We start from the raw sequence: 19,434 nt of genomic DNA on the forward strand, positions 1-19,434 counted from the left end.
TTTCAGGGCGCTCAGGGCGCGGCCTGGTAGGCGGCGTCGCGCACCGCGATGGCTTTGGGGATCAGCTTGAGGTCAAAGAAGGTGTCGGCGAGCTTTTGCTGGTCGGCAATGACGCTGTCGGGCACCGGCTTGACCTTGAATTCATAGCGGTGCAGGCTGAGTTCGACGACCTCGACCGGCAGGCCCTGCAGCGGCGCGATCTGTTCGGCCGCCTTGCGCACATTGGCCTTGAGCCAGGCGCCCCGCTCCACCGAGTCGTCAAACAGCGCCTGGATGACCTTGGGGTTTTTGGCGGCGAAATTGCGTTCGGCCAGGTAGTAGGCATAGTTGTTGACCACGCCCTTGCCGTTGGCCAGCACCCGGGCGCCTATGGCTTTTTCAGCGGCTGCGGCAAACGGATCCCAGATCACCCAGGCATCGACGCTGCCGCTTTCAAAGGCCGCCCGCGCGTCGGCAGGCGCCAGGTAGATCGGCTGAACATCGCTGAGCTTGAGGCCGTTTTTCTCCAGCAGTTTGACCAGCAGGTAATGCACGTTGCTGCCCTTGTTCAAAGCGACTTTTTTGCCTTTCAGCTCAGCCACGGACTTGATGGCGGAAGTTTTGGGCACCAGGAGGGCTTCGGCTTCAGGCGCGGCCGGGTCGTAGCCGATATAGGCGAACCTGGCGCCGGCGGCCTGCGCGAAAATCGGCGGCGCCTCGCCCACGTAGCCGACATCGACAGAGCCCAGGTTCAGGCCTTCAAGCAGTTGCGGGCCGGCCGGAAACTCCACCCATTTGACGGAGGCATGCAGCGGCGCCAGACGCTTTTCCAGCGTGCCCTGGGCTTTTTGCAGCACAAACAGGCTGGCCGATTTCTGGTAGCCGATGCGCAGTTCGACATTGTCCTGGGCGTGCGCTTTCGGCAGCGCCAAAAGGCTGGTGGCCAGTGCCAGGGTAGCGACCAGCAGGACACTGGCGAGCAGGTCGCGCAGGCTTTGCCGAATCGGCGGCGGCGGCGGCGCCAGGTCAGGCGGGGCGGTGATGGATGAAGTCATGTTCTTGAGCCTTTATTTATTTCTATGAGTCTTTTGCCGGCAAGCAGGCAAGGCGCTGCCTGCCGCCCGCATGGCGGTTTTCAACATCGGGAGTTCAGGCTGAGCCGAAAGGGATTGCGGCGTCAGACGCTACATCGCACCTGGGAAAACAGCACCGGATCGAAGCGCGTCGGCGCCGGCATTCGAAAACCCTCGGCCAGCAGCGTGGCAACGGCCTCATCGAGCCGGGTTGAAATCTCGGCGGCGGGCGTATAGAGGCCCTCAGTCGAACGCGGAATCTGCGCATCGGTGGCGTACACGCCGGGCAGGATGTGGCGCGCCGAGAGCGACTGCAGCACCGGCCGCAAGGCATAGTCGAGCGCCAGCATGTGGTGCGGACTGCCGCCCGTGGCCAGCGGCAGCACGGTCTTGCCGGACAGCGCGGTTTGCGGCAGCAGGTCCAGGAACACTTTCAGCACGCCGCTGTAGGCCGCCTTGTAAACCGGCGTCGCCACGACGATGGCGCGCGCCCTCTGCACCTGCGCCAGCGCCTTGACAATCGCCGGATGCCCCCACTCGGCCAGCAGCAGCGCCTCGGCGGGCAGCTCGCGGATGTTCAGGCGCTCGACCTTCAGCTCCCCCTTGAGCGCCAGCCGAAGGCTGACCGAGTCAAGCAGCGCGGCAGAACGCGAAGGGTCGGACGGGCTGCCTGCAATCAGCAGTACGGTGGGCGATACGGACATCTTGGTGTTCTCTCTTTTTTGTTGTGCGGAATGGCTTGTGGGACGTGGAATAGCCCGGGCTTACTTCTGCGTGTAGATCTGGTCGAACGAGGCGCCGTCGGCGAAGTGGTTCTTGTCGGCCTGGGTCCAGCCGCCAAAGCCCTGGTCAATGGTGAACAGCGTCAGCTTGGGGAACTGGCTGGCGTACTTGGCCTTGGCCTTCTCGCCGGTCGGGCGGTAGTAGTTGCGCCCGGCAATGTCCTGGCCTTCGTCGGAATACAGGTAGTCGAGGTAGGCGGCGGCCACGGCGCGCGTGCCCTTTTTATCGACATTCCTGTCCACCAGCGTCACCGTGGGCTCGGCCAGGATGCTGATCGAGGGCACGACGACCTGGAACTTGTCGGCGCCGAACTCTTTCAGCGCCAAAAAGGCTTCGTTTTCCCAGGCCAGCAGCACGTCGCCGACGTTGCGCTGGACAAAGGTGATGGTCGAGCCGCGCGCGCCGGTGTCCAGCACGGGGACGTTTTTATACAGTTGGCCGACGAATTCCTTCGCCTTGGCGTCGCTGCCGCCGTTCTTGCGCTTGGCGAATTCCCAGGCGGCCAGGTAGTTCCAGCGCGCACCGCCCGAGGTCTTGGGGTTGGGCGTGATCACCGCCACGCCGGGCTTGGTCAGATCGTCCCAGTCCTTGATGCCTTTGGGGTTGCCCTTGCGCACCAGGAACACGATGGTCGAGGTGTAGGGGGCGGAGTTGTGCGGCAGGCGTTTTTGCCAGTCCTTCGGGATCAAGCCGCCGTTCTTGACCAGCGCATCGACGTCGCCGGCCAGCGCCAGCGTGACCACGTCGGCGTCGATGCCGTCGATGACCGAGCGCGCCTGCTTGCCCGAGCCGCCGTGCGACTGCTTGATCGTCACGTCCTGGCCGGCCTTGGCCTTCCAGTATTTGGTGAAGGCCGCGTTGTAGTCCACATAGAGTTCGCGGGTCGGGTCGTAGGACACGTTGAGCAGCGTGACCGGCGGCTGCTGCGCGTGGCTGGACAGCACCGATCCGGCCAATGCCACGGCCAATGCGGCGCGGCCAGAAAGATTGATAAAGTAACGACGTGAATTCATGACTGGCTCCTAATTTCCAAAAACGCATCTGAATGCGAACAAAATGGATTCTGGAAGCCGCCGGTGAAAAACAAAACGAATAAAAACTCAGTTCTTTATTCGGAAAACATCCTTAGACCTTTTTAAAACACGAAAGAACGCTTCCCATGGCACGTCTCGTCAATTGCATCAAACTCGGCCGCGAAGCCGAAGGCCTCGATTTCCCTCCGTATCCCGGCGCGCTGGGCAAGCGCATCTGGGAAGAAGTCAGCAAGCAGGCCTGGGCCGACTGGATGAAGCAGCAAACCATGCTGGTCAATGAAAACCGGCTCAACCTGGCCGATGCCAGAGCCCGCCAGTACCTGGCGCGGCAGATGGAAAAGCATTTCTTCGGCGACGGCGCCGATGCGGTGCAGGGCTACGTTCCGCCTACGCCTCCCGGCGCCTGAGCGCAGCGGATGTCAGAGCGCATCGAATGGCTGGAAGACGGCACGGCGGGCGGCAGCCCCTACAGCCCGCGCTTTGGCGACCGCTACCGCAGTGAACTGGGCGGACTGGAGCAGGCCCGTGAAGTGTTCCTCAAGGGCTGCGGCCTGCCCAACGCCTGGGCTGGCCAGCCGCAATGGTGCGTGCTGGAAACCGGTTTTGGCCTGGGGCTGAATTTCCTCGTCACCTGGGCCGCGTGGAAAGCCGACCCGCTACGCCCTCGCCTGCTGCATTTCGTCTCGACCGAGGCGTATCCGGCCAGCGCCGACGACGTGCTGCGCAGCGCCCTCACCCATCCCGAACTGATCCCTTTCGCGGAACAATTGAAACGCCAGCTCTGGGGACTGCTGCCCGGCGTTCACCGGCTGGTGTTCGAAGGCGGCCAAGTGCTGCTCACGCTGTGCATCGGCGACACCAAGGCGATGCTGCGCGAACCCTCATTCGAGGCTGATTCGGTCTATCTCGACGGCTTCAGCCCGCAGCGCAACCCCGACATCTGGGATGTGCATACCTTCAAGGCCGTGGCGCGCTGCTGCCGTCGCGGCACCCGCATCGCCACCTGGACGATTGCGCGCAGCGTGCGCGATGCGCTGGCGCAATGCGGCTTCGTGGTGAAGAAAGTCCCCGGCACGCCGCCCAAGCGCGACAACCTGCAGGGCGAATACCAGCCCGCGTGGGAAGTCAAAAAATCCCGCATCACGCCAGAACGAAAGGCCCCGGCGCGCTGCATCGTGATTGGCGCCGGGCTGGCAGGTAGCGCCGTGGCGGCCAGCCTGGCGCGGCGCGGCTGGCAGGTCACGGTGCTCGACGCCGCCAGCACGCCGGCCGCTGGCGCGTCGGGCTTGCCCGCTGGCGTGCTGGCGCCGCATGTATCGCCCGACGACAGCCTGCTGTCGCGCCTGTCGCGCAGCGGCATCCGGGCGATGCTGCAGCAGGCCGATGCGCTGCTGCAAACGAATATCGACTGGAGCCCGACCGGCGTGCTGGAGCATTGCGTGGAGCATGCACGCCAGTTGCCCGCCGCGTGGCATCCTGGACAGGCTCTGGCCGATGCAGCAGGCGACTGGACGCGCCCGGCCACGTCCGAACAACTCAAACACTGCGGCCTCTCGCCAGAGACTCCGGCGCTGTGGCATGTGCAGGCAGGCTGGATCAAGCCTGCGCGCCTGGTCCAGGCCTGGCTGTCCAGCCCCGGCGTGAGCTGGCACGGCAACGCGGCGGTCAGCCAGCTGGTCCGGCAAGCCGGCGCGTGGCAGGCGCTGGATGCCACCGGGAACGAACTGGCCAGCGCCGAGCTGGTGGTGCTGGCGGCTGGTCATGGCAGCCGGGCGCTGAGCGAGATCGCCAGCCCCCAAGCTGGCCGCCCGCTGGCGCTGCAGGCCATTCGCGGCCAGGCCTCGTGGGGCCTGCATGCGCCCGGCACCGAACAAGCCATGCCGGCTTTTCCGGTCAACGGCCACGGCAGCCTGGTGCCCCGAGTCCCGCTTGAGCAGGGCCTGGCCTGGGTCACCGGCTCCAGCTTTGAGCGGGACAACACCAGCCCCCAGCTCCGGCCCGAAGACGAACAGCACAATTTCGGCAAGCTGAAAACCCTGCTGCCTGCTGCCGCGCAGGCGCTGACGGCTCAATTTGAAAGCGGCCAGGTCCGGGGCTGGACCGGCGTTCGCTGCGCCACGCCGAGCCGGCTGCCTGCACTCGGTCCGCTGGAAAATGCGCAGGATGTGTGGGTTTGCAGCGGCATGGGATCACGCGGCCTGACGTTCGCCGCGCTGTGCGCCGAACTGCTGGCCGCCCGGCTGCATGGCGAGCCCCTGCCAGTTGAGTTGCGCCAGGCCGATGCGCTGCTGCCGCAGTACGCCACGCGTTTGCAGCCGTCCGGCAGCTGAAAATTCAAGTCAAATAGGCCTTTTGCGCACGTCCTTCTTGCGCAAGCAGCTATTTAATCAATAGCAAAATCACTTCATGGCATCAGCCGGGCGGCGCGCCTTGACATACGCATCACTCGGCAAATACGCCTTGCCGTCGGCGTAGCGCCAGTTCACCATCGTTCCCTTGTTGCCGCGCATATCGAGCTTGCCGACGTAGGCGCCCATGGTCGATTGCTGGTCGATGGCGCGGAACTCGGCCGGGCCGAAGGGCGTGCTGAACTTCAGGCCGCGCAGCGTGACGACCAGCTTTTCGTTATCTAGCGAGTTGGCCTTTTTGATGCCGGCAAAAATCGCCTGCATGGTCGAATAGCCGACCACCGAGCCGACCTTGGGGTATTCCTTGAAGCGGCGGTAGTAGTTGGCGGCAAAGCTGGCGTGCTCCTGGGAGTCAATCTGGTCCCACGGGTAGCCGGTCACGATCCACCCCTTGGGCGTTTCGTCTTTCAGCACATCGAGGTATTCCGGCTCGCCCGACAGCATCGAGACCACCGGCACCCTGGGGAAAATGCCGCGCTGGTTGCCTTCGCGCACCAGCTTGGCCAGGTCGGCGCCAAAGGTCACGTTGAAAATCGCGTCGGGCTTGCTTTGCATCATGGCTTGCAGGGCGGTTCCGGCTTCGAGCTTGCCCAGGGCCGGCCACTGTTCGCCGACGAACTCCACGTCGGGCCGCCTGGCCTTGAGCAATTCCCTGAAGCTGGCCACCGCGCTCTGGCCGTATTCGTAGTTGGGCGCAATCGTCGCCCAGCGCCTGGCGGGCATTTTCGCTGCCTCCTCAACCAGCATGGCGGCCTGCATGTAGGTGCTGGGGCGCAGCCGGAAGGTGTAGCGGTTGCCCTTGTCCCAGACGATGGCGTCGGTCAGCGGCTCGCTGGCGATGTAAAGCCGTCTGTTTTTCTGGGCATGGTCGGCCAGGGCCAGGCCGACGTTGGACAGATAGCCTCCTGCCAGCACATCGACCTTTTCGCGCGAGGTCAGTTCGATGGCGTGGCGCAGGGCTTCCTCGGGCTTGCCGGCGTCGTCGCGGGCAATCACCTCGACCTTGCGGCCCAGCAGGCCACCGGACAGATTGATTTCCTCGACGGCCAGTTGCCAGCCCTGGCGGTAAGGCTGGGTGAACTGCGGCATCGTCGAATAGCTGTTGATTTCCCCGATCTTGATGGGCTTGTTCGAGGCCGACTGCGCGAACATGGCCGTCGCCAGCAACACACCGCCCAACAGGACAGGTTTTGTAAATTTCAAGGTGTTCTCCAAAAGCAAGGCCATTCGGCCATCGGATGGGCCGCCACGCAAGCCGCCTTCCTGAAAAAAAGAGACTGTACAGCGGACCTGCCGCTGGCGTTCGCCGCCATGCCTGAAATGACGGCCCGGCTTATCCAGCCTGAGGCCAAAAACCGCTGCAAACCCGCATGCAGACTGGTGAATATGCTTATTCGCATAAAGGAAGAACAAAACTGTAGTTTGCATCCATAAGCAAGGCCATTACATTTTTGCCCTTATGCATGATTTTGCTTTTATATTTGCCGGCTTCGTTGTCGGTCTCGTGGTCGGCCTGACCGGCGTTGGCGGCGGCTCGCTGATGACGCCGCTGCTGATCTTCGTGTTCGGCGTCAAGCCGCACCTGGCCATCGGCACCGACCTGCTGTTTGCCGCCTTCACCAAGATGGGCGGCACGATCAGCCTGGCGCGCGCGAAAGTGGTGGACTGGAAAATCGTCGGGCAGACGGCCATGGGCAGCATTCCGGCCGCGCTGGCCACCTTGTACCTGCTGCAGCACCTGGGCCCGGCCAATCCGGCGACCCAGGCGATCATGACCACGACGCTGGGCCTGGCGCTGCTGCTGACGGCCACCGCCACCTTCTACAAGGTCTTGCGCGGCAAGGCGCCGCCCACGCACATCGCCCCTGAACTGCTAGCCCATGCCACGCAGGCGCGCCACTGGGCCTTGCCGATTGTGTTTGGCGCGGTCATCGGCACGCTGGTCACGCTGACCTCGGTGGGCGCGGGCGCCATCGGCGTGATCGTGCTGATGCTGCTTTACCCCGCCCTGCCCCTGCCGCGCATCGTGGCCGCCGACATTGCGCACGCCGTGCCGCTGACGCTGGTGGCCGGCCTGGGCCATGCGTCCATCGGTTCGGTGGACTGGCCTTTGCTTGCCAAGCTGCTGGCCGGCTCGCTGCCGGGCATCTGGATCGGTTCGCACCTGATGCGCAGAACATCCGACCGCGTGATCCGCTCGCTGCTGTCGCTGCTGCTGGCCTATGCCGGCATGAAGCTTATTTCCATCTAGCCGCAAGCGTTTAACGCACGCAATTACACTGGCCGGCCGCGAAATTTAACTAAAACCCACGTCGATAGACACGTAATCGATCCTGACAGCCATGTACCACTACACAGAATTTGACCGCCAGTTCGTCAAAGCCCGCGCCGCCCAGTACCGTGACCAGCTCACGCGCTGGCAGGCCGGGCAGTTGCCTGAAGACGAGTTTCGCCCGCTGCGCCTGCAAAACGGCTGGTATGTACAGCGCTACGCGCCCATGCTGCGCGTGGCCGTGCCCTACGGCGAACTCTCCAGCGCCCAGCTGCGCGCGCTGGCGACTATCGCCCGCGACTACGACCAGCCCGATGCGGCGCTGATCGCAGGCGCGCAGGCCACGCAGGACAAGCTCGGCCCGGTGCTGCTGAAAAACGGCCAGTCGGCGCACACGCACCTGACCAAGGGCTATGCCCACTTCACCACGCGCCAGAACGTGCAGTACAACTGGATTCCGCTCGACAAGTCGGCCGACGTGATGGATTTGCTCGCCAGCGTCGATATGCACGGCATCCAGACCAGCGGCAACTGCATCCGCAACATCACCAGCGACGAGCGCGCCGGCATTGCGGTCGATGAGATCGCCGACCCGCGTCCGTTCGGCGAAATCATGCGCCAGTGGAGCACGCTGCACCCCGAGTTCGCCTTCCTGCCGCGCAAGTTCAAGATTGCCATCAGCGGCGCGACCGAAGACCGCGCTGCCATCGGCTGGCACGACGTGGGTTTGCAGCTGCTGCGCAATGAAGCCGGCGAGCTGGGCTTCAAGGTGCTGGTCGGCGGCGGCATGGGCCGCACGCCGATCATCGGCACGGTGATCCGCGAGTTCCTGGCGTGGGACCAGATCATGAATTACCTCGAAGCCGTGGTGCGGGTGTACAACCGCTACGGCCGGCGCGACAACATCTACAAAGCCCGCATCAAGATTCTGGTGAAGGCCGAAGGCCAGAAATACATCGACGATGTCGAGGCCGAATACCAGCAGATCATCGAGCACGACGGTGGCCCGCACACCATCACGCAGGCCGAGTACGACCGCGTGGCGGCCTGCTTCGTAGCGCCCGTGCTCAACGGCACGCCCGCAGATGCCGAACCCATCAGCGACCAAGAGCAGCCCGCCTTCAGCCGCTGGCTGCAGCAAAACGTGGCACCGCACCAGAACCCTGAACTGCGCGCCGTCAGCCTGTCGTTCAAGCGCCTGGGGCAAGCCCCCGGCGACGCGACCGCCGACCAGCTGGACATCGCCGCCGACCTGGCCGACCGTTTCAGCGCCGGCGAAGTGCGCGTCAGCCACGAGCAAAACCTGCTGCTGCCGTGGGTGCGCGTCGATGCGCTGCCGGCGCTGTGGCGCGCGGCCACGCAGGCCGGTTTTGCCAAGGCCAACATCCACCTGCTGACCGACATGATCGCCTGCCCCGGCGGCGACTTCTGCTCGCTGGCCAATGCCAGATCGCTGCCGATTGCCGAAGCCATCACCGAGCGCTATCAAGACCTCGACGAGCTGCACGACATCGGCGAGATCGACCTGCACATCAGCGGCTGCATCAACTCCTGCGGCCACCACCACAGCGGCCACATCGGCATCCTGGGCGTCGATAAGGACGGCAAGGAGTGGTATCAGGTGTCGCTGGGCGGCTCGGACGGCTCGAACCTGTCGGGACCAGCCGTGGCCGGCAAGGCGGTCGGCCCGTCGTTCTCGGCCGCCGAGGTGCCCGAGGTGATCGAAGCCGTGCTCGACACCTACCGCCAGCAGCGCGAAGGCCGCGAGACCTTCATCGCCACGCTGCGCCGCGTCGGCGCCGAGCCGTTCAAGGCGGCCGCCAACGGCGCGCGCTTCAGCGCCAGCCGCACTGAGCCAGCCGAAGCCAGCGCCGCCTGAAGCGCCGTATTGTTGAACTGATCACGCAGAGAATCACTATGAAATTAATAGCTTACAACGCAGATACAGCAAGCGCCAAAGGCCAAAATGTTGTTGAACTGGCGAACGATGCAGACCCGCAGCAGCTGTCGCTTGAAGGCGTGGAGCGCATCAACCTGAATTTCCCGAAATTCACCGATGGCCGGGCGTTCAGCCAGGCATTCTTGCTGCGCCGCCGCTTGGGCTTCAAGGGCGAGATTCGCGCCACCGGCGACGTGCTGGTGGACCAGCTGGCGCAGATGGAGCGCAGCGGCTTTGACGTGGCCGTGCTGCGCGCCGACCAGGACATGGCCATTGCCCAGCGCGTGCTGGCCGCCTATCCCGGCTACGGCGTCGGCAAATACCAGGGCGATGCGGTGGACATCCAGCCCCATTTCATCACCGCCGCCACCCCCGTTTGAAAGGAAAAAGCATGAGCGCCATTTCCCTCTACGCCAAACCGTCGCCCGAATTTGCGCAAAAGCTTGCGCACAGCCTGGCGCTGATCAAGACCGCCGCCACCGAGTATTCGCCGCTGACGCAGGCGTCCAGCCTGGGCTGCGAGGACATGGTCATCACCCACCTGATGCACGAAGCCGGCCTTGACAACGCGAGCGCCAGCATCTTCGTGCTCGACACCGGCATGCTGCACCTTGAGACCGTCGCGCTGATTGGCCGCATCGAGGAACGCTACCCGTTCAAGGTCGATGTGTACCACCCCGACGCCGACGCAGCCTCGGCCTTTGTCGAGGAAAACGGCTCGCAGGCCATGTACAAAAGCCTGGCCTTGCGCAAGCAGTGCTGCCACATCCGCAAGATGGAGCCGCTGGAGCGCGCGCTGGCCGGCAAGAAAGGCTGGCTGACCGGCCTGCGCCGCGAGCAGTCCGCCGCCCGGGCCGAAGTACACGACATCGAGCAGCAGCCCGAGCGCGCCAAGATCAACCCGCTGGTCGAATGGACCCAGGGCGACATCTGGCACTACATCGCGCTCAACGAGATTCCCTACAACCCGCTGCACGACCAGTTCTTCCCCAGCATCGGCTGCGCGCCCTGCACCCGCGCCGTGACGCTGGGCGAGGATTTCCGCTCCGGCCGCTGGTGGTGGGAAAACGAGAGCGCCAAGGAGTGCGGCCTGCATGTCGCGGCCGACGGCACCCATGAAGCGCAGGAACCCGCCGCGTTTGAACCGCTTTCCAGCATCATCCCTATCCGAGAAATACAAGCATGAACGCCCGCTTCAATGAGACCCATGTGAGCCACGAACCCGACTTGCTGGCCAAGCTCAGCAATTCCCACCTTGATGCACTGGAAGAAGAAACCATCTTCATCCTGCGCGAAGTCGCCGCCGCCTTCGAGCGCCCGGCGCTGCTGTTTTCGGGCGGCAAGGACTCGCTGGTGATGCTCAAATGCGCCGAAAAAGCCTTCGGCGTGGGCCGCATCCCATATCCGCTCCTGATGATCGACACCGGCCACAACTTCCCGGAAGTGACCGCTTTTCGCGACCTTCGCGCCAAGGAACTGGGCGCCGAACTCATCATCCGCCACGTTGAAGACTCGATGAAGCGCGGCACGGTGCGCCTGGCCCACCCCGACGAGCCGCGCAATGCGCACCAGTCGGTCACGCTGCTGGAGGCCATCGACGAATTCCGCTTTGACGCGCTGATCGGCGGTGCGCGCCGCGACGAGGAAAAAGCCCGCGCCAAGGAGCGCATTTTTTCGCACCGCGACAGCTTCGGCCAGTGGCAGCCCAAGGCCCAGCGGCCCGAACTCTGGACGCTGTTCAACACCCGGCTGCAGCCCGGCGAGCATTTCCGCGTCTTCCCGATTTCCAACTGGACCGAACTCGACGTGTGGCAATACATCGAGCGCGAGCAGATCGCGCTGCCCTCGCTCTACTACGCGCACCCGCGCAAGATCGTCGAGCGCAAGGGCCTCCTGGTGCCCGTGACCGAGCTGACGCCAGCCCGCGCAGGCGAGGAAGTGGTTGAAAAGCTGGTGCGTTTTCGCACCCTGGGCGACATCACCTGCACCTGCCCGGTGGACAGCCCCGCCGCCACCGCCGCCGAAATCGTGATTGAAACGCTGGCCGCCGATGTCAGCGAGCGCGGCTCCACGCGCATGGACGACAAAACCTCAGACGCTTCGATGGAAAAGCGCAAGAAAGACGGGTACTTCTGATGACTACTATTGATTTGATAGCTGCCAGCGCACAGCCAGCAAGCGCTACAGGCCAAAATGACCTGAAATCGGCATTGAAATTCATCACCTGCGGCTCCGTCGATGACGGCAAGAGCACGCTGATCGGCCGCCTGCTGGTGGACAGCAAGGCGGTGCTGCAAGACCATCTGGCGGGCGTTCAGCGCGGCGGTGAAACCGACCTGGCGCTGCTGACCGACGGCCTGAGCGCCGAGCGCGAGCAAGGCATCACGATTGACGTGGCCTACCGCTACTTTGCCACCGAGCACCGCAAGTTCATCATCGGCGATGCGCCCGGCCACGAGCAGTACACCCGCAACATGGTTACCGCCGCGTCCAGCGCCGACGCCGCCGTGGTGCTGGTCGATGCCACCAAGCTGGACTGGAAAAATCCGGCGATGGAGCTGCTGCAGCAGACCCGCCGCCACTCGCTGCTGGTCAACCTGCTGCGCGTGCCTTCCATCGTGTTCGCGGTGAACAAGCTCGACGCGGTGGAAGACTCCGCGCTGGCCTTCAACAACATCAGCGCCGCGCTGACGGCCTTTGCCGAAGCGGCCAAAATCGCCGTCAAGGCGATCGTGCCGATTTCCGCGCTCAAGGGCTGGAACGTGGTCGATGCCGCCGAAACCGGCTGGTGCGGCTACACCGGCCCGTCGCTGCTGGACCTGCTCGAACATCTGCCCGCCACACCGGCCGAAACCGGCGAAGCCTTTGCCTTTCCGGTGCAGTGGGTCGAGAAGTTCTCGTCCTCGTCCGACACATCGCAGGGCAGGCGCGTGTTCTGGGGCCGCGTCGCCACTGGCGGCGTGCAGCCCGGCCAGACCGTGACCGTTCTGCCGAGCGGCCAGACCGCCGTCGTCGCCCAGGTGCTGGACCATATCCGCCAGCCCAGGGCGATTCCCGCCGGGCACAGCGCGGGCATCGTGCTGGACCGCGAAGTCGATGTCTCGCGCGGCGACTGGCTGCTGGCGCCCGATACCTTCACGCCCTCGCGCGAAGCGGCGGTCACGATGGCCTGGATGGATGACGAGCCGCTGGTCGCCGGCCGTGTTTACTGGGCCTTGCAGGGCCATCGCTGGGTCAAGGCCAAAGTCAGGCGCATCGTTCACAAACTCGATGTCAACACCCTGGCCGAGGAAGACGCCAGCGAACTGCCGCCGAACGCCATTGGCCATGTCGAACTGAGCTTTCAGGAACCGCTGGTCACGCTGCCTTATCTGCGCTCGCGCATTCTGGGCTCGCTGGTGCTGGTCGATACCGCCTCGCACAAGACGTCCGGCGCCGCGCTGGTGCTGTAAAGCACTTTTTTAAAACTTTCAACCCTGCTTTAGGCCAGCACTGAAAAAGTCCGGTTTACTTGAAGCTCCACCTGCGAAATCCGTTGATTTTCAAAGGTATGCGCTTGATCAACCGGACGCGCCGGGCATTGCCTTAAAATTCAGGGTTTTCACCGATTAGCCAACAACACCATGACACACGTCGTTTCCGACCCCTGCATCCGCTGCAAATACACCGATTGTGTGGACGTCTGCCCCGTGGACTGTTTCCGCGAAGGCCCGAACATGCTGGTGATTGACCCGGACGAGTGCATCGACTGCGCCGTGTGCATTCCCGAATGCCCGGTCAACGCCATCTACGCCGAGGAAGACCTGCCGTCGGATCAGCTGCATTTCATCAAGATCAATGCCGACCTGACCAGCGCGCCGGGCTGGAAGAGCATCACCAAGCGCAAGGACGCCTTGCCCGACGCCGACGAATGGAAAGACAAGACCAACAAGCTGTCCGAACTGGTGCGCTGACCCGGCTCATCATGGACATGGGCGCCGCCAACCCCGAGCTGATCCCTGAGCCGTTTAAAAATCCAAGTCAAGAAATCATGGAACCTCAACTGAACCAAGAAGTGATCAACACCGCAGCGCTGCACGACGGCCCCATCGAAACCGATGCTGTCATCGTGGGCGCCGGCCCTGTCGGCCTGTTCCAGGTGTTTGAACTCGGCCTGCTGGAAATCAAGGCGCACATCATCGACTCGCTGGCCTACCCCGGCGGCCAGCCCATTGAGCTGTATCCCGACAAGCCCATCTATGACATTCCTGCGATTCCGGTCTGCACCGGCAAGGAACTGACCGACAATCTGATGAAGCAGATCGAGCCGTTTGGCCCGACCTTTCATCTGGGCCAGGAAGTCAGCGTGCTGGAAAAGCAGGAAGACGGCCGCTTCTTTGTTGAAACCTCCAAAGGCACGAAGTTCCTGACCAAGACGATTTTCATTGCTGCCGGCGTGGGCGCTTTCCAGCCCAAGCTGCTGCGGGTCGATGGCCTGGACAAGTTCGACAACAGCCAACTGTTCTACCGCGTCAAGAATCCGGCTGACTTTGCTGGAAAAAACCTGATCATCGTCGGTGGCGGTGATTCGGCACTCGACTGGGCACTGAACTTTGTCGCCGAAGGTCCGAACAAGGCCGAAAGCGTGATCCTGATTCATCGCCGCGACGGCTTCAAGGCTGCGCCTGCGAACGTCGCCAAAATGAAAGAACTTTGCGATGCCTACGAGATGCAGTTCATCATTGGCCAGGTCACGGGCTACGACGAAAAAGAAGGCAGGCTGACCGCGGCCAAAGTGACGGGCGCCGACGGCATCACCCGCGTGGTGCCGCTCGATGTCATGCTGGTGTTCTTTGGCCTGAGCCCCAAGCTCGGCCCGATTGCCCACTGGGGCCTGGACATCGAGCGCAAGCAGATCAAGGTCGATACCGAAAAGTTTTCCACCAACATTCCCGGCATTTTTGCGGTGGGCGACATCAACACCTACCCCGGCAAGAAAAAGCTGATCCTGAGCGGCTTTCATGAATGCGCACTGGCCGCATTTGGTGCTGCGCCCTTCATCTTCCCGGACAAAAAGATTCATCTGCAATACACCACCACCAGCCCCAAGCTGCACAAGGTGCTGGGTGTGGAGTCGCCGGTTTTTGACTGACAGGCGTTAGCGCGATACCCTGCGTTCGGCCCGGGTGTCCAGCAAGCCGCCCTGCCATTGACAAACGAAACTGCTGATGGCCTCCACTCCCCTTTCTTCTGCGGGCGGCAATACCGCACTGACTCCTTTGCCTGCGGGCGAGCGGCTCTTCGGCTGGCGCGACCATGCAGCGCTCTGGCTCAGCCTGGGCGTGGGCCTGCTCGTGATGCAGATCGGTGCCTACCTCGTGCCAGCGCTCGGAACCCAGGCCGCGCTGACAGTGATCATCTGTGGCTCGATACTGGGCGCAGGCTTGCTGGCCTGGACCGCCAAGATTGGCTGCGACAGCGGCCTGTCGAGCGCGGGTCTGATGCACGCGACCTATGGCAGCAGCTTTGCGCGCTTGCCGGTGCTGCTCAACATCGTGCAGCTCATCGGCTGGACGACCTTCGAGCTGGTCGTGATGCGCGACGGCACGATGGCTATCGCACGGCAATCCGGCAGTTTTTCGGCCTCCTTATGGCCCGTACTGACGACCTTGCTCTGGGGCGCCGTGCTGCTGGCCCTGCTCTCAGGCTCCATGGTCAGGCTGGTGCGCAAATTCATTGGCCGCTATGGCTTGCCGCTGGTCATTGCCTCGCTGCTATGGCTGAGCTGGCAGTTTCTTTCCAAAGCCAGCGCTCAAGGGCTTGAGGGAGTGTGGAATCGCGCCGGCGACGGCAGCATGAGTACCCTGTCGGCGCTGGATCTGGTGATCGCGATGCCGGTGTCCTGGCTGCCGCTGGTGGCTGACTTTGCCCGTCATGGCCGCGACGGGAACAGCGCCTTGCGGGGCACATGGCTGGGCTACGCGGTGGCCAATATCTGGTGCTATGCCCTCGGCCTTCTGGTTGCGCTGACGACGCCCAGCACCGACCTGGTTGCCGCGCTGCTGCTGGCGCAAGGCGGACTGATCGCACTTGGACTGATCCTGATTGACGAGGTTGACAACGCTTATGGCGACCTTTACTCGGGCTCAGTGGCTGGCCACAGCCTGAAACCCGGCTGGAGCGTTCGCCGCTGGGGAATGGCGCTGGCCGTGCTGTGCACGGCCTTGGCGCTGGTGCTACCGATGCACAGCCTGGAGCCGTTTTTATTGATGCTCAGTTCGGTATTTGTTCCGCTCTACGGCGTCATCCTGGCGCGCCTGGCCGGACAGGCGAACGTGGTATCGCTGGTGACGGAACGCAAGGTCAACATCAGCGCGGTGGCCATCTGGCTGCTGGGCGTAGCCTGCTATCACCTGTGCGCGCAACTGGCGCCCAGTTGGGGTGCAGCGCTGCCGACGCTGGCAGTCACTTTTGTGCTGGCACGGTTCACCCGCAAGTTGTTGAACAGCCCGCAGGTCAGCGCAGCGGCTTGAGCTGCATGGCGAGCGGTGCATGGCTGTGATTCAGCGGCCCGCTGCCTGCGCCCGTGCGCACTGTTGAGCCGGCCACCAGCGCGGCACGCACATAGGTCCGCGCCGCCTCTACCGACTCCCGCAAAGTTGCGCCCAGCGCCAGGTACGCCGCAATGGCTGAAGACAGCGTGCAGCCCGTGCCATGGGTATTGGCCGTGTGGATGCGCGGCGCACGCATCCAGTGCGCCGCACCGTTTTTCGTGAGCAGCAAATCACAAACCAGATCACCCGGCAAATGACCGCCTTTGAGCAATACCGCATGGGCGCCCATGGCCAGCAGTTCTCGCGCTGCCGCCTCCATATCAGCTTCGCTGCACAAAGGCCTTCCGACCAGCAATGAAGCTTCGTCCAGATTGGGCGTCACCGCCAGCGCGCGCGGAAACAACTCGCGCACCAGGATCTGGACAGCCGGGTTGTCAATCAGCACGGCACCGCTCGTGGCGACCATCACCGGGTCAAGCACCACTTTTTGCAACGCGTGACGGTCGATGGCCTCGGCCACGGTCAGCACCGTCTCCGGTGCGTGCAGCATGCCAATCTTGACGGCATGCGTACCGATATCTTCAATCACCGCATCGATCTGGTCGCGAAGCATCTGCGGTGGAACCCCATGAATGGCCCGCACGCCCAGCGTGTTCTGGGCGGTCAGGGCGGTAATGGCGGTCATGCCATAGCAGCCCAGAGCCGCAAAGGTTTTCAGGTCGGCCTGAATGCCGGCACCGCCACCGCTGTCCGAACCTGCGATGGACAATACACGCGGATATTCGAACGCATGGGAAAATTCAAAAGCTTCATTCGTCATTTTTTTCTGTTTCCGGGCTCTCGACTATTCATCACATAAAACTCTCAAGGTAGCAGCAGGCATGCGGATCGCCTGCCGGGCACAAACGCGTTCACGGTCACAAGACTGTCAGCACCTGCACGCTACACGTCGCATGCATTTGCCACATGAATTCCGCCAATGGCGACCAAGGGCAAAGAAGTAGAGGCTCACCCCCTGATTAGCCCGTCAACGCCCAGAGATTCTTTGTATCGGTCTGGGTAAGCGTGGCAAAGTGGGACTCACGCCCAGGTAATCCACGGGCAGCATGGCTGCTTTTGAGCACATTGTCCATGAACTCAACCGAGCAGTCGATAAAAACTTGGGACGGCAACTGACCTTGCCTCCGAAAATTGGCGCTCTTGAGCCTTGTACAAAATGCGTTCGTGAACGGAAATACCGGTAACCCTTCACAATGATCCGATGCAAAAAATTTCCAGCACTCTCAGTCATCCGCTGTATGACGTTGCCGCTATTCGCCTGATCGAGCAACAGGCGGCAAGCGCCCTGCCCGCGCACACGCTGATGCAACGGGCAGGCCTTTCGGTGGCGCGCCTGGCGCTGGCGCTGGCGCCGCATGCCCAATGCATCTGGATTGCCTGCGGACCCGGCAACAACGGCGGCGATGGCTTCGAGGCCGCGCTGCATCTGCACCAGTGGGGAAAGAAGGTCGTCGTGACCTGGACCGGCTTGCCGTCCGGCAAATCCGAATCGCCGCCGGATGCCCAAGCTTCGCGCCAGCGGGCAGTGGCTGCCGGCGTTCCGATGGCCAGCGAACCGCCGCCTGGCTTCGACCTGTGCATTGATGCGCTGCTGGGCATCGGCGCCACGCTCGACCCAGGCCGGCCGGCGAGCGCCTTGATGCAGCAATGGCTGGAAATGATGCATGCCAGCGCGGCGCTGCGGCTGGCGGTCGATGTTCCGACCGGCCTGAATGCCGACACCGGCGTCACAACTTTCAAAAGTACTATTAAATCAATAGCAGTTAACGCCCACCCAATAAGCGCAAAAGGCCTGTTTACCTTGAGTTTATTGAGTTTGAAGCCAGGACTCTTTACCGCCAGCGGTCGGGACTGCGCGGGTGAAGTATGGTTTGATGACCTTGGGGTCAGTCCGGCCGACAGCGTGCTTGCGGCCGAACCCTGCGCCTGGCTGCTGGGCGCGGACCAGGCCAGCCAGTCATTACGCACCAGCGCCGCGCACGCCAGTCACAAAGGCAGTTTTGGCGATGTCGCCGTGCTGGGCGGTGAATCGACCGCCGCCACGCAGATGACCGGAGCAGCCTTGCTGGCCGCCAGCGCTGCATTGCACGCAGGCGCGGGCCGGGTGTTTGTCGCCTTGCTGGGCAATGCGCCCGGCATGAAGGTCGATCCGGAACAGCCTGAACTCATGTTCCGCTCGCCTGAAGCCGTGGACATGGCGCATCAGGTCGTGGTGTGCGGCTGTGGCGGCGGTGAATCGGTCAAGACTGTCCTCGCAAAGGTGCTGTCAACGGCCAGGCGGGCCGTGCTGGATGCAGACGCCCTGAATGCGATTGCCATGGACCCGCAACTGCAAACCCAGCTCAAAGCCCGGCAGGGTCGCGGCTACAGCACGCTATTGACGCCCCACCCGCTGGAAGCCGCCCGCCTGATGGGCATCACGGCCATGGCCGTCCAGGCCGACAGGTTAAGCGCAGCCCGGCAACTGGCCGAACGGTTTCAGTGTGTGGTGGTGCTCAAGGGTTCAGGAACCGTCATCGCCGCACCAGGCCAGCCGACCCTGGTCAACGCCACCGGCAATGCCCTGCTGGCCACCGCAGGCACCGGCGACGTGCTGGCAGGCATGCTGGGAGCCTGCCTGGCCAGAGGAATGAGTGCTGTCGAGGCGGCCCGCAGCGCGGTATTTGCCCATGGCCACAGGGCCGATATCTGGGCCAGTGACAAACCGGGTCATGCCTTGACCGCATCGGCTCTGGTCCAATCGCAAACAGGCTAAAGCAGCACCATCATGCCGATCTGAAGCACCAGCAGCAGCACCAGCGCCGACAGGTCAACGCCGCCAATGGCTGGAATCACGCGCCGCAACGGTGTCAGCATGGGCTCGGTCAGGCGAGCCAGCAGGCCGTAAACACTTGAACCGGGCTGGACCCAGGACAAGATGGCATAAGCCAGCACCAGCATGAACAGGGTTTGCAGCGCGACCCGAAGCAGCATCTTCACGGCAAAAAACAGCATGGCAAGCACCGCCGCCACTCCGAAATCCGCGCCGCCGGCCGCCGCGCCCAGCAACAACCCGAACAACAGCCACCACAGCAGCGCGTAGGCCAACGCCATCAATGCTGCTGCAAGCACACTGGCCCAGTCCACGCGTGACTGGCCCAGTGGCTTGGGCAGGGAGCGTCGCAGTGGTTTGACCAGCCAGTCGGTCAGGGCCATGACAAAGCGGCCCGGCTGCCCGACCATGCTGACCCGCAGCCAGTTCATCCAGGCGCGCAGCAGCGCCGCTGCAATCAGGATGAAAAATGCCGTTTCCAGCAAAAAAGCCAAAATCCGGATCAGCATAAATTTCCGGCGTGTCTGAACATGGAAGACTT

18 protein-coding genes are annotated in these 19,434 nt (G+C 63.3%); 12 read left to right on the top strand and 6 right to left on the bottom strand.

Annotation, left to right across the window (positions count from 1 at the left end; translation table 11 throughout):
- Window positions 1-11: 11 nt before the first annotated feature.
- The 3 genes from PNAP_RS12110 to PNAP_RS12120 all read right to left on the bottom strand — a co-directional run bounded on the left by PNAP_RS12110 (window position 12) and on the right by PNAP_RS12120 (window position 2,848).
- On the bottom strand, window positions 12-1,034 hold the full coding sequence (locus PNAP_RS12110; RefSeq protein ID WP_011801805.1) for a sulfonate ABC transporter substrate-binding protein: 1,023 nt from the start codon (window positions 1,032-1,034) through the stop codon (window positions 12-14).
- Between the two features lie 122 nt (window positions 1,035-1,156).
- On the bottom strand, window positions 1,157-1,756 hold the full coding sequence (gene ssuE / locus PNAP_RS12115) for an NADPH-dependent FMN reductase (protein ID WP_011801806.1): 600 nt from the start codon (window positions 1,754-1,756) through the stop codon (window positions 1,157-1,159).
- A gap of 60 nt (window positions 1,757-1,816) precedes the next feature.
- Window positions 1,817-2,848: a sulfate ABC transporter substrate-binding protein gene (locus PNAP_RS12120; protein WP_011801807.1), complete on the bottom strand. Its 1,032-nt coding sequence runs from the start codon at window positions 2,846-2,848 to the stop codon at window positions 1,817-1,819.
- A 146-nt stretch (window positions 2,849-2,994) separates the two neighbouring features.
- On the opposite strand from PNAP_RS12120, the gene PNAP_RS12125 reads away from it, so the two are divergent.
- Together PNAP_RS12125 and PNAP_RS12130 are read left to right on the top strand one after the other, a co-directional pair.
- Window positions 2,995-3,276 (top strand): oxidative damage protection protein, encoded by a 282-nt coding sequence (locus PNAP_RS12125; RefSeq protein ID WP_011801808.1) that lies wholly within the window; start codon window positions 2,995-2,997, stop codon window positions 3,274-3,276.
- Window positions 3,277-3,285: 9 nt separating this feature from the next.
- Window positions 3,286-5,199 (top strand): bifunctional tRNA (5-methylaminomethyl-2-thiouridine)(34)-methyltransferase MnmD/FAD-dependent 5-carboxymethylaminomethyl-2-thiouridine(34) oxidoreductase MnmC, encoded by a 1,914-nt coding sequence (locus PNAP_RS12130; RefSeq protein ID WP_011801809.1) that lies wholly within the window; start codon window positions 3,286-3,288, stop codon window positions 5,197-5,199.
- 69 nt (window positions 5,200-5,268) lie between these two features.
- Here the strand turns inward: PNAP_RS12130 and PNAP_RS12135 are convergent, their stop codons facing one another.
- Window positions 5,269-6,504, bottom strand: coding sequence for an ABC transporter substrate-binding protein (locus PNAP_RS12135; RefSeq protein ID WP_011801810.1), 1,236 nt, complete (start codon window positions 6,502-6,504; stop codon window positions 5,269-5,271).
- Window positions 6,505-6,736: 232 nt separating this feature from the next.
- Here PNAP_RS12135 and PNAP_RS12140 point away from each other — a divergent pair, with 232 nt between their 5' ends.
- From PNAP_RS12140 to PNAP_RS12180, 9 genes are all read left to right on the top strand, one after another.
- Window positions 6,737-7,528: a sulfite exporter TauE/SafE family protein gene (locus PNAP_RS12140; RefSeq protein WP_011801811.1), complete on the top strand. Its 792-nt coding sequence runs from the start codon at window positions 6,737-6,739 to the stop codon at window positions 7,526-7,528.
- Between the two features lie 91 nt (window positions 7,529-7,619).
- Window positions 7,620-9,428: a nitrite/sulfite reductase gene (locus PNAP_RS12145; RefSeq protein ID WP_011801812.1), complete on the top strand. Its 1,809-nt coding sequence runs from the start codon at window positions 7,620-7,622 to the stop codon at window positions 9,426-9,428.
- Window positions 9,429-9,466: 38 nt separating this feature from the next.
- Window positions 9,467-9,868 (top strand): DUF934 domain-containing protein, encoded by a 402-nt coding sequence (locus tag PNAP_RS12150; RefSeq protein ID WP_011801813.1) that lies wholly within the window; start codon window positions 9,467-9,469, stop codon window positions 9,866-9,868.
- Window positions 9,869-9,879: 11 nt separating this feature from the next.
- Entirely contained in the window at window positions 9,880-10,674 is a 795-nt protein-coding gene (locus tag PNAP_RS12155; RefSeq protein ID WP_011801814.1) for a phosphoadenylyl-sulfate reductase, read from the top strand.
- Complete coding sequence (cysD, locus tag PNAP_RS12160; RefSeq protein WP_011801815.1) at window positions 10,671-11,624, top strand: sulfate adenylyltransferase subunit CysD; 954 nt, start codon at window positions 10,671-10,673, stop codon at window positions 11,622-11,624. The genes PNAP_RS12155 and cysD overlap by 4 nt, the downstream gene beginning before the upstream one ends.
- Window positions 11,624-12,940 carry a sulfate adenylyltransferase subunit 1 gene (locus PNAP_RS12165; RefSeq protein ID WP_011801816.1) on the top strand — a complete coding sequence of 439 codons (1,317 nt, stop codon included), beginning with the start codon at window positions 11,624-11,626 and terminating at the stop codon, window positions 12,938-12,940. The genes cysD and PNAP_RS12165 overlap by 1 nt, the downstream gene beginning before the upstream one ends.
- 171 nt (window positions 12,941-13,111) lie before the next feature.
- Complete coding sequence (gene fdxA, locus PNAP_RS12170) at window positions 13,112-13,441, top strand: ferredoxin FdxA (RefSeq protein WP_011801817.1); 330 nt, start codon at window positions 13,112-13,114, stop codon at window positions 13,439-13,441.
- Between the two features lie 77 nt (window positions 13,442-13,518).
- Window positions 13,519-14,619: an NAD(P)/FAD-dependent oxidoreductase gene (locus PNAP_RS12175; RefSeq protein ID WP_011801818.1), complete on the top strand. Its 1,101-nt coding sequence runs from the start codon at window positions 13,519-13,521 to the stop codon at window positions 14,617-14,619.
- A 76-nt stretch (window positions 14,620-14,695) separates the two neighbouring features.
- On the top strand, window positions 14,696-16,000 hold the full coding sequence (locus PNAP_RS12180; protein WP_011801819.1) for a purine-cytosine permease family protein: 1,305 nt from the start codon (window positions 14,696-14,698) through the stop codon (window positions 15,998-16,000).
- Here PNAP_RS12180 and thiD read toward each other — a convergent pair.
- The gene (gene thiD / locus PNAP_RS12185; protein WP_011801820.1) at window positions 15,984-16,841 is read right to left on the bottom strand and encodes a bifunctional hydroxymethylpyrimidine kinase/phosphomethylpyrimidine kinase; all 858 of its coding nucleotides are present in this window, start codon (window positions 16,839-16,841) and stop codon (window positions 15,984-15,986) included. The two genes, PNAP_RS12180 and thiD, sit on opposite strands and share 17 nt — an antisense overlap.
- Window positions 16,842-17,282: 441 nt before the next feature.
- Between thiD and PNAP_RS12190 the strand changes: the two genes are divergently transcribed.
- Window positions 17,283-18,836 (top strand): NAD(P)H-hydrate dehydratase, encoded by a 1,554-nt coding sequence (locus PNAP_RS12190; protein WP_011801821.1) that lies wholly within the window; start codon window positions 17,283-17,285, stop codon window positions 18,834-18,836.
- On the opposite strand, the gene PNAP_RS12195 is transcribed toward PNAP_RS12190, so the two are convergent.
- Window positions 18,833-19,402 (bottom strand): YggT family protein, encoded by a 570-nt coding sequence (locus PNAP_RS12195; RefSeq protein ID WP_011801822.1) that lies wholly within the window; start codon window positions 19,400-19,402, stop codon window positions 18,833-18,835. The genes PNAP_RS12190 and PNAP_RS12195 overlap by 4 nt on opposite strands.
- Window positions 19,403-19,434: the final 32 nt, after the last annotated feature.

Origin of the sequence: Polaromonas naphthalenivorans CJ2, from assembly GCF_000015505.1 — a bacterium.
GTDB classification, from domain to species: Bacteria; Pseudomonadota; Gammaproteobacteria; order Burkholderiales; family Burkholderiaceae_C; genus Polaromonas; species Polaromonas naphthalenivorans.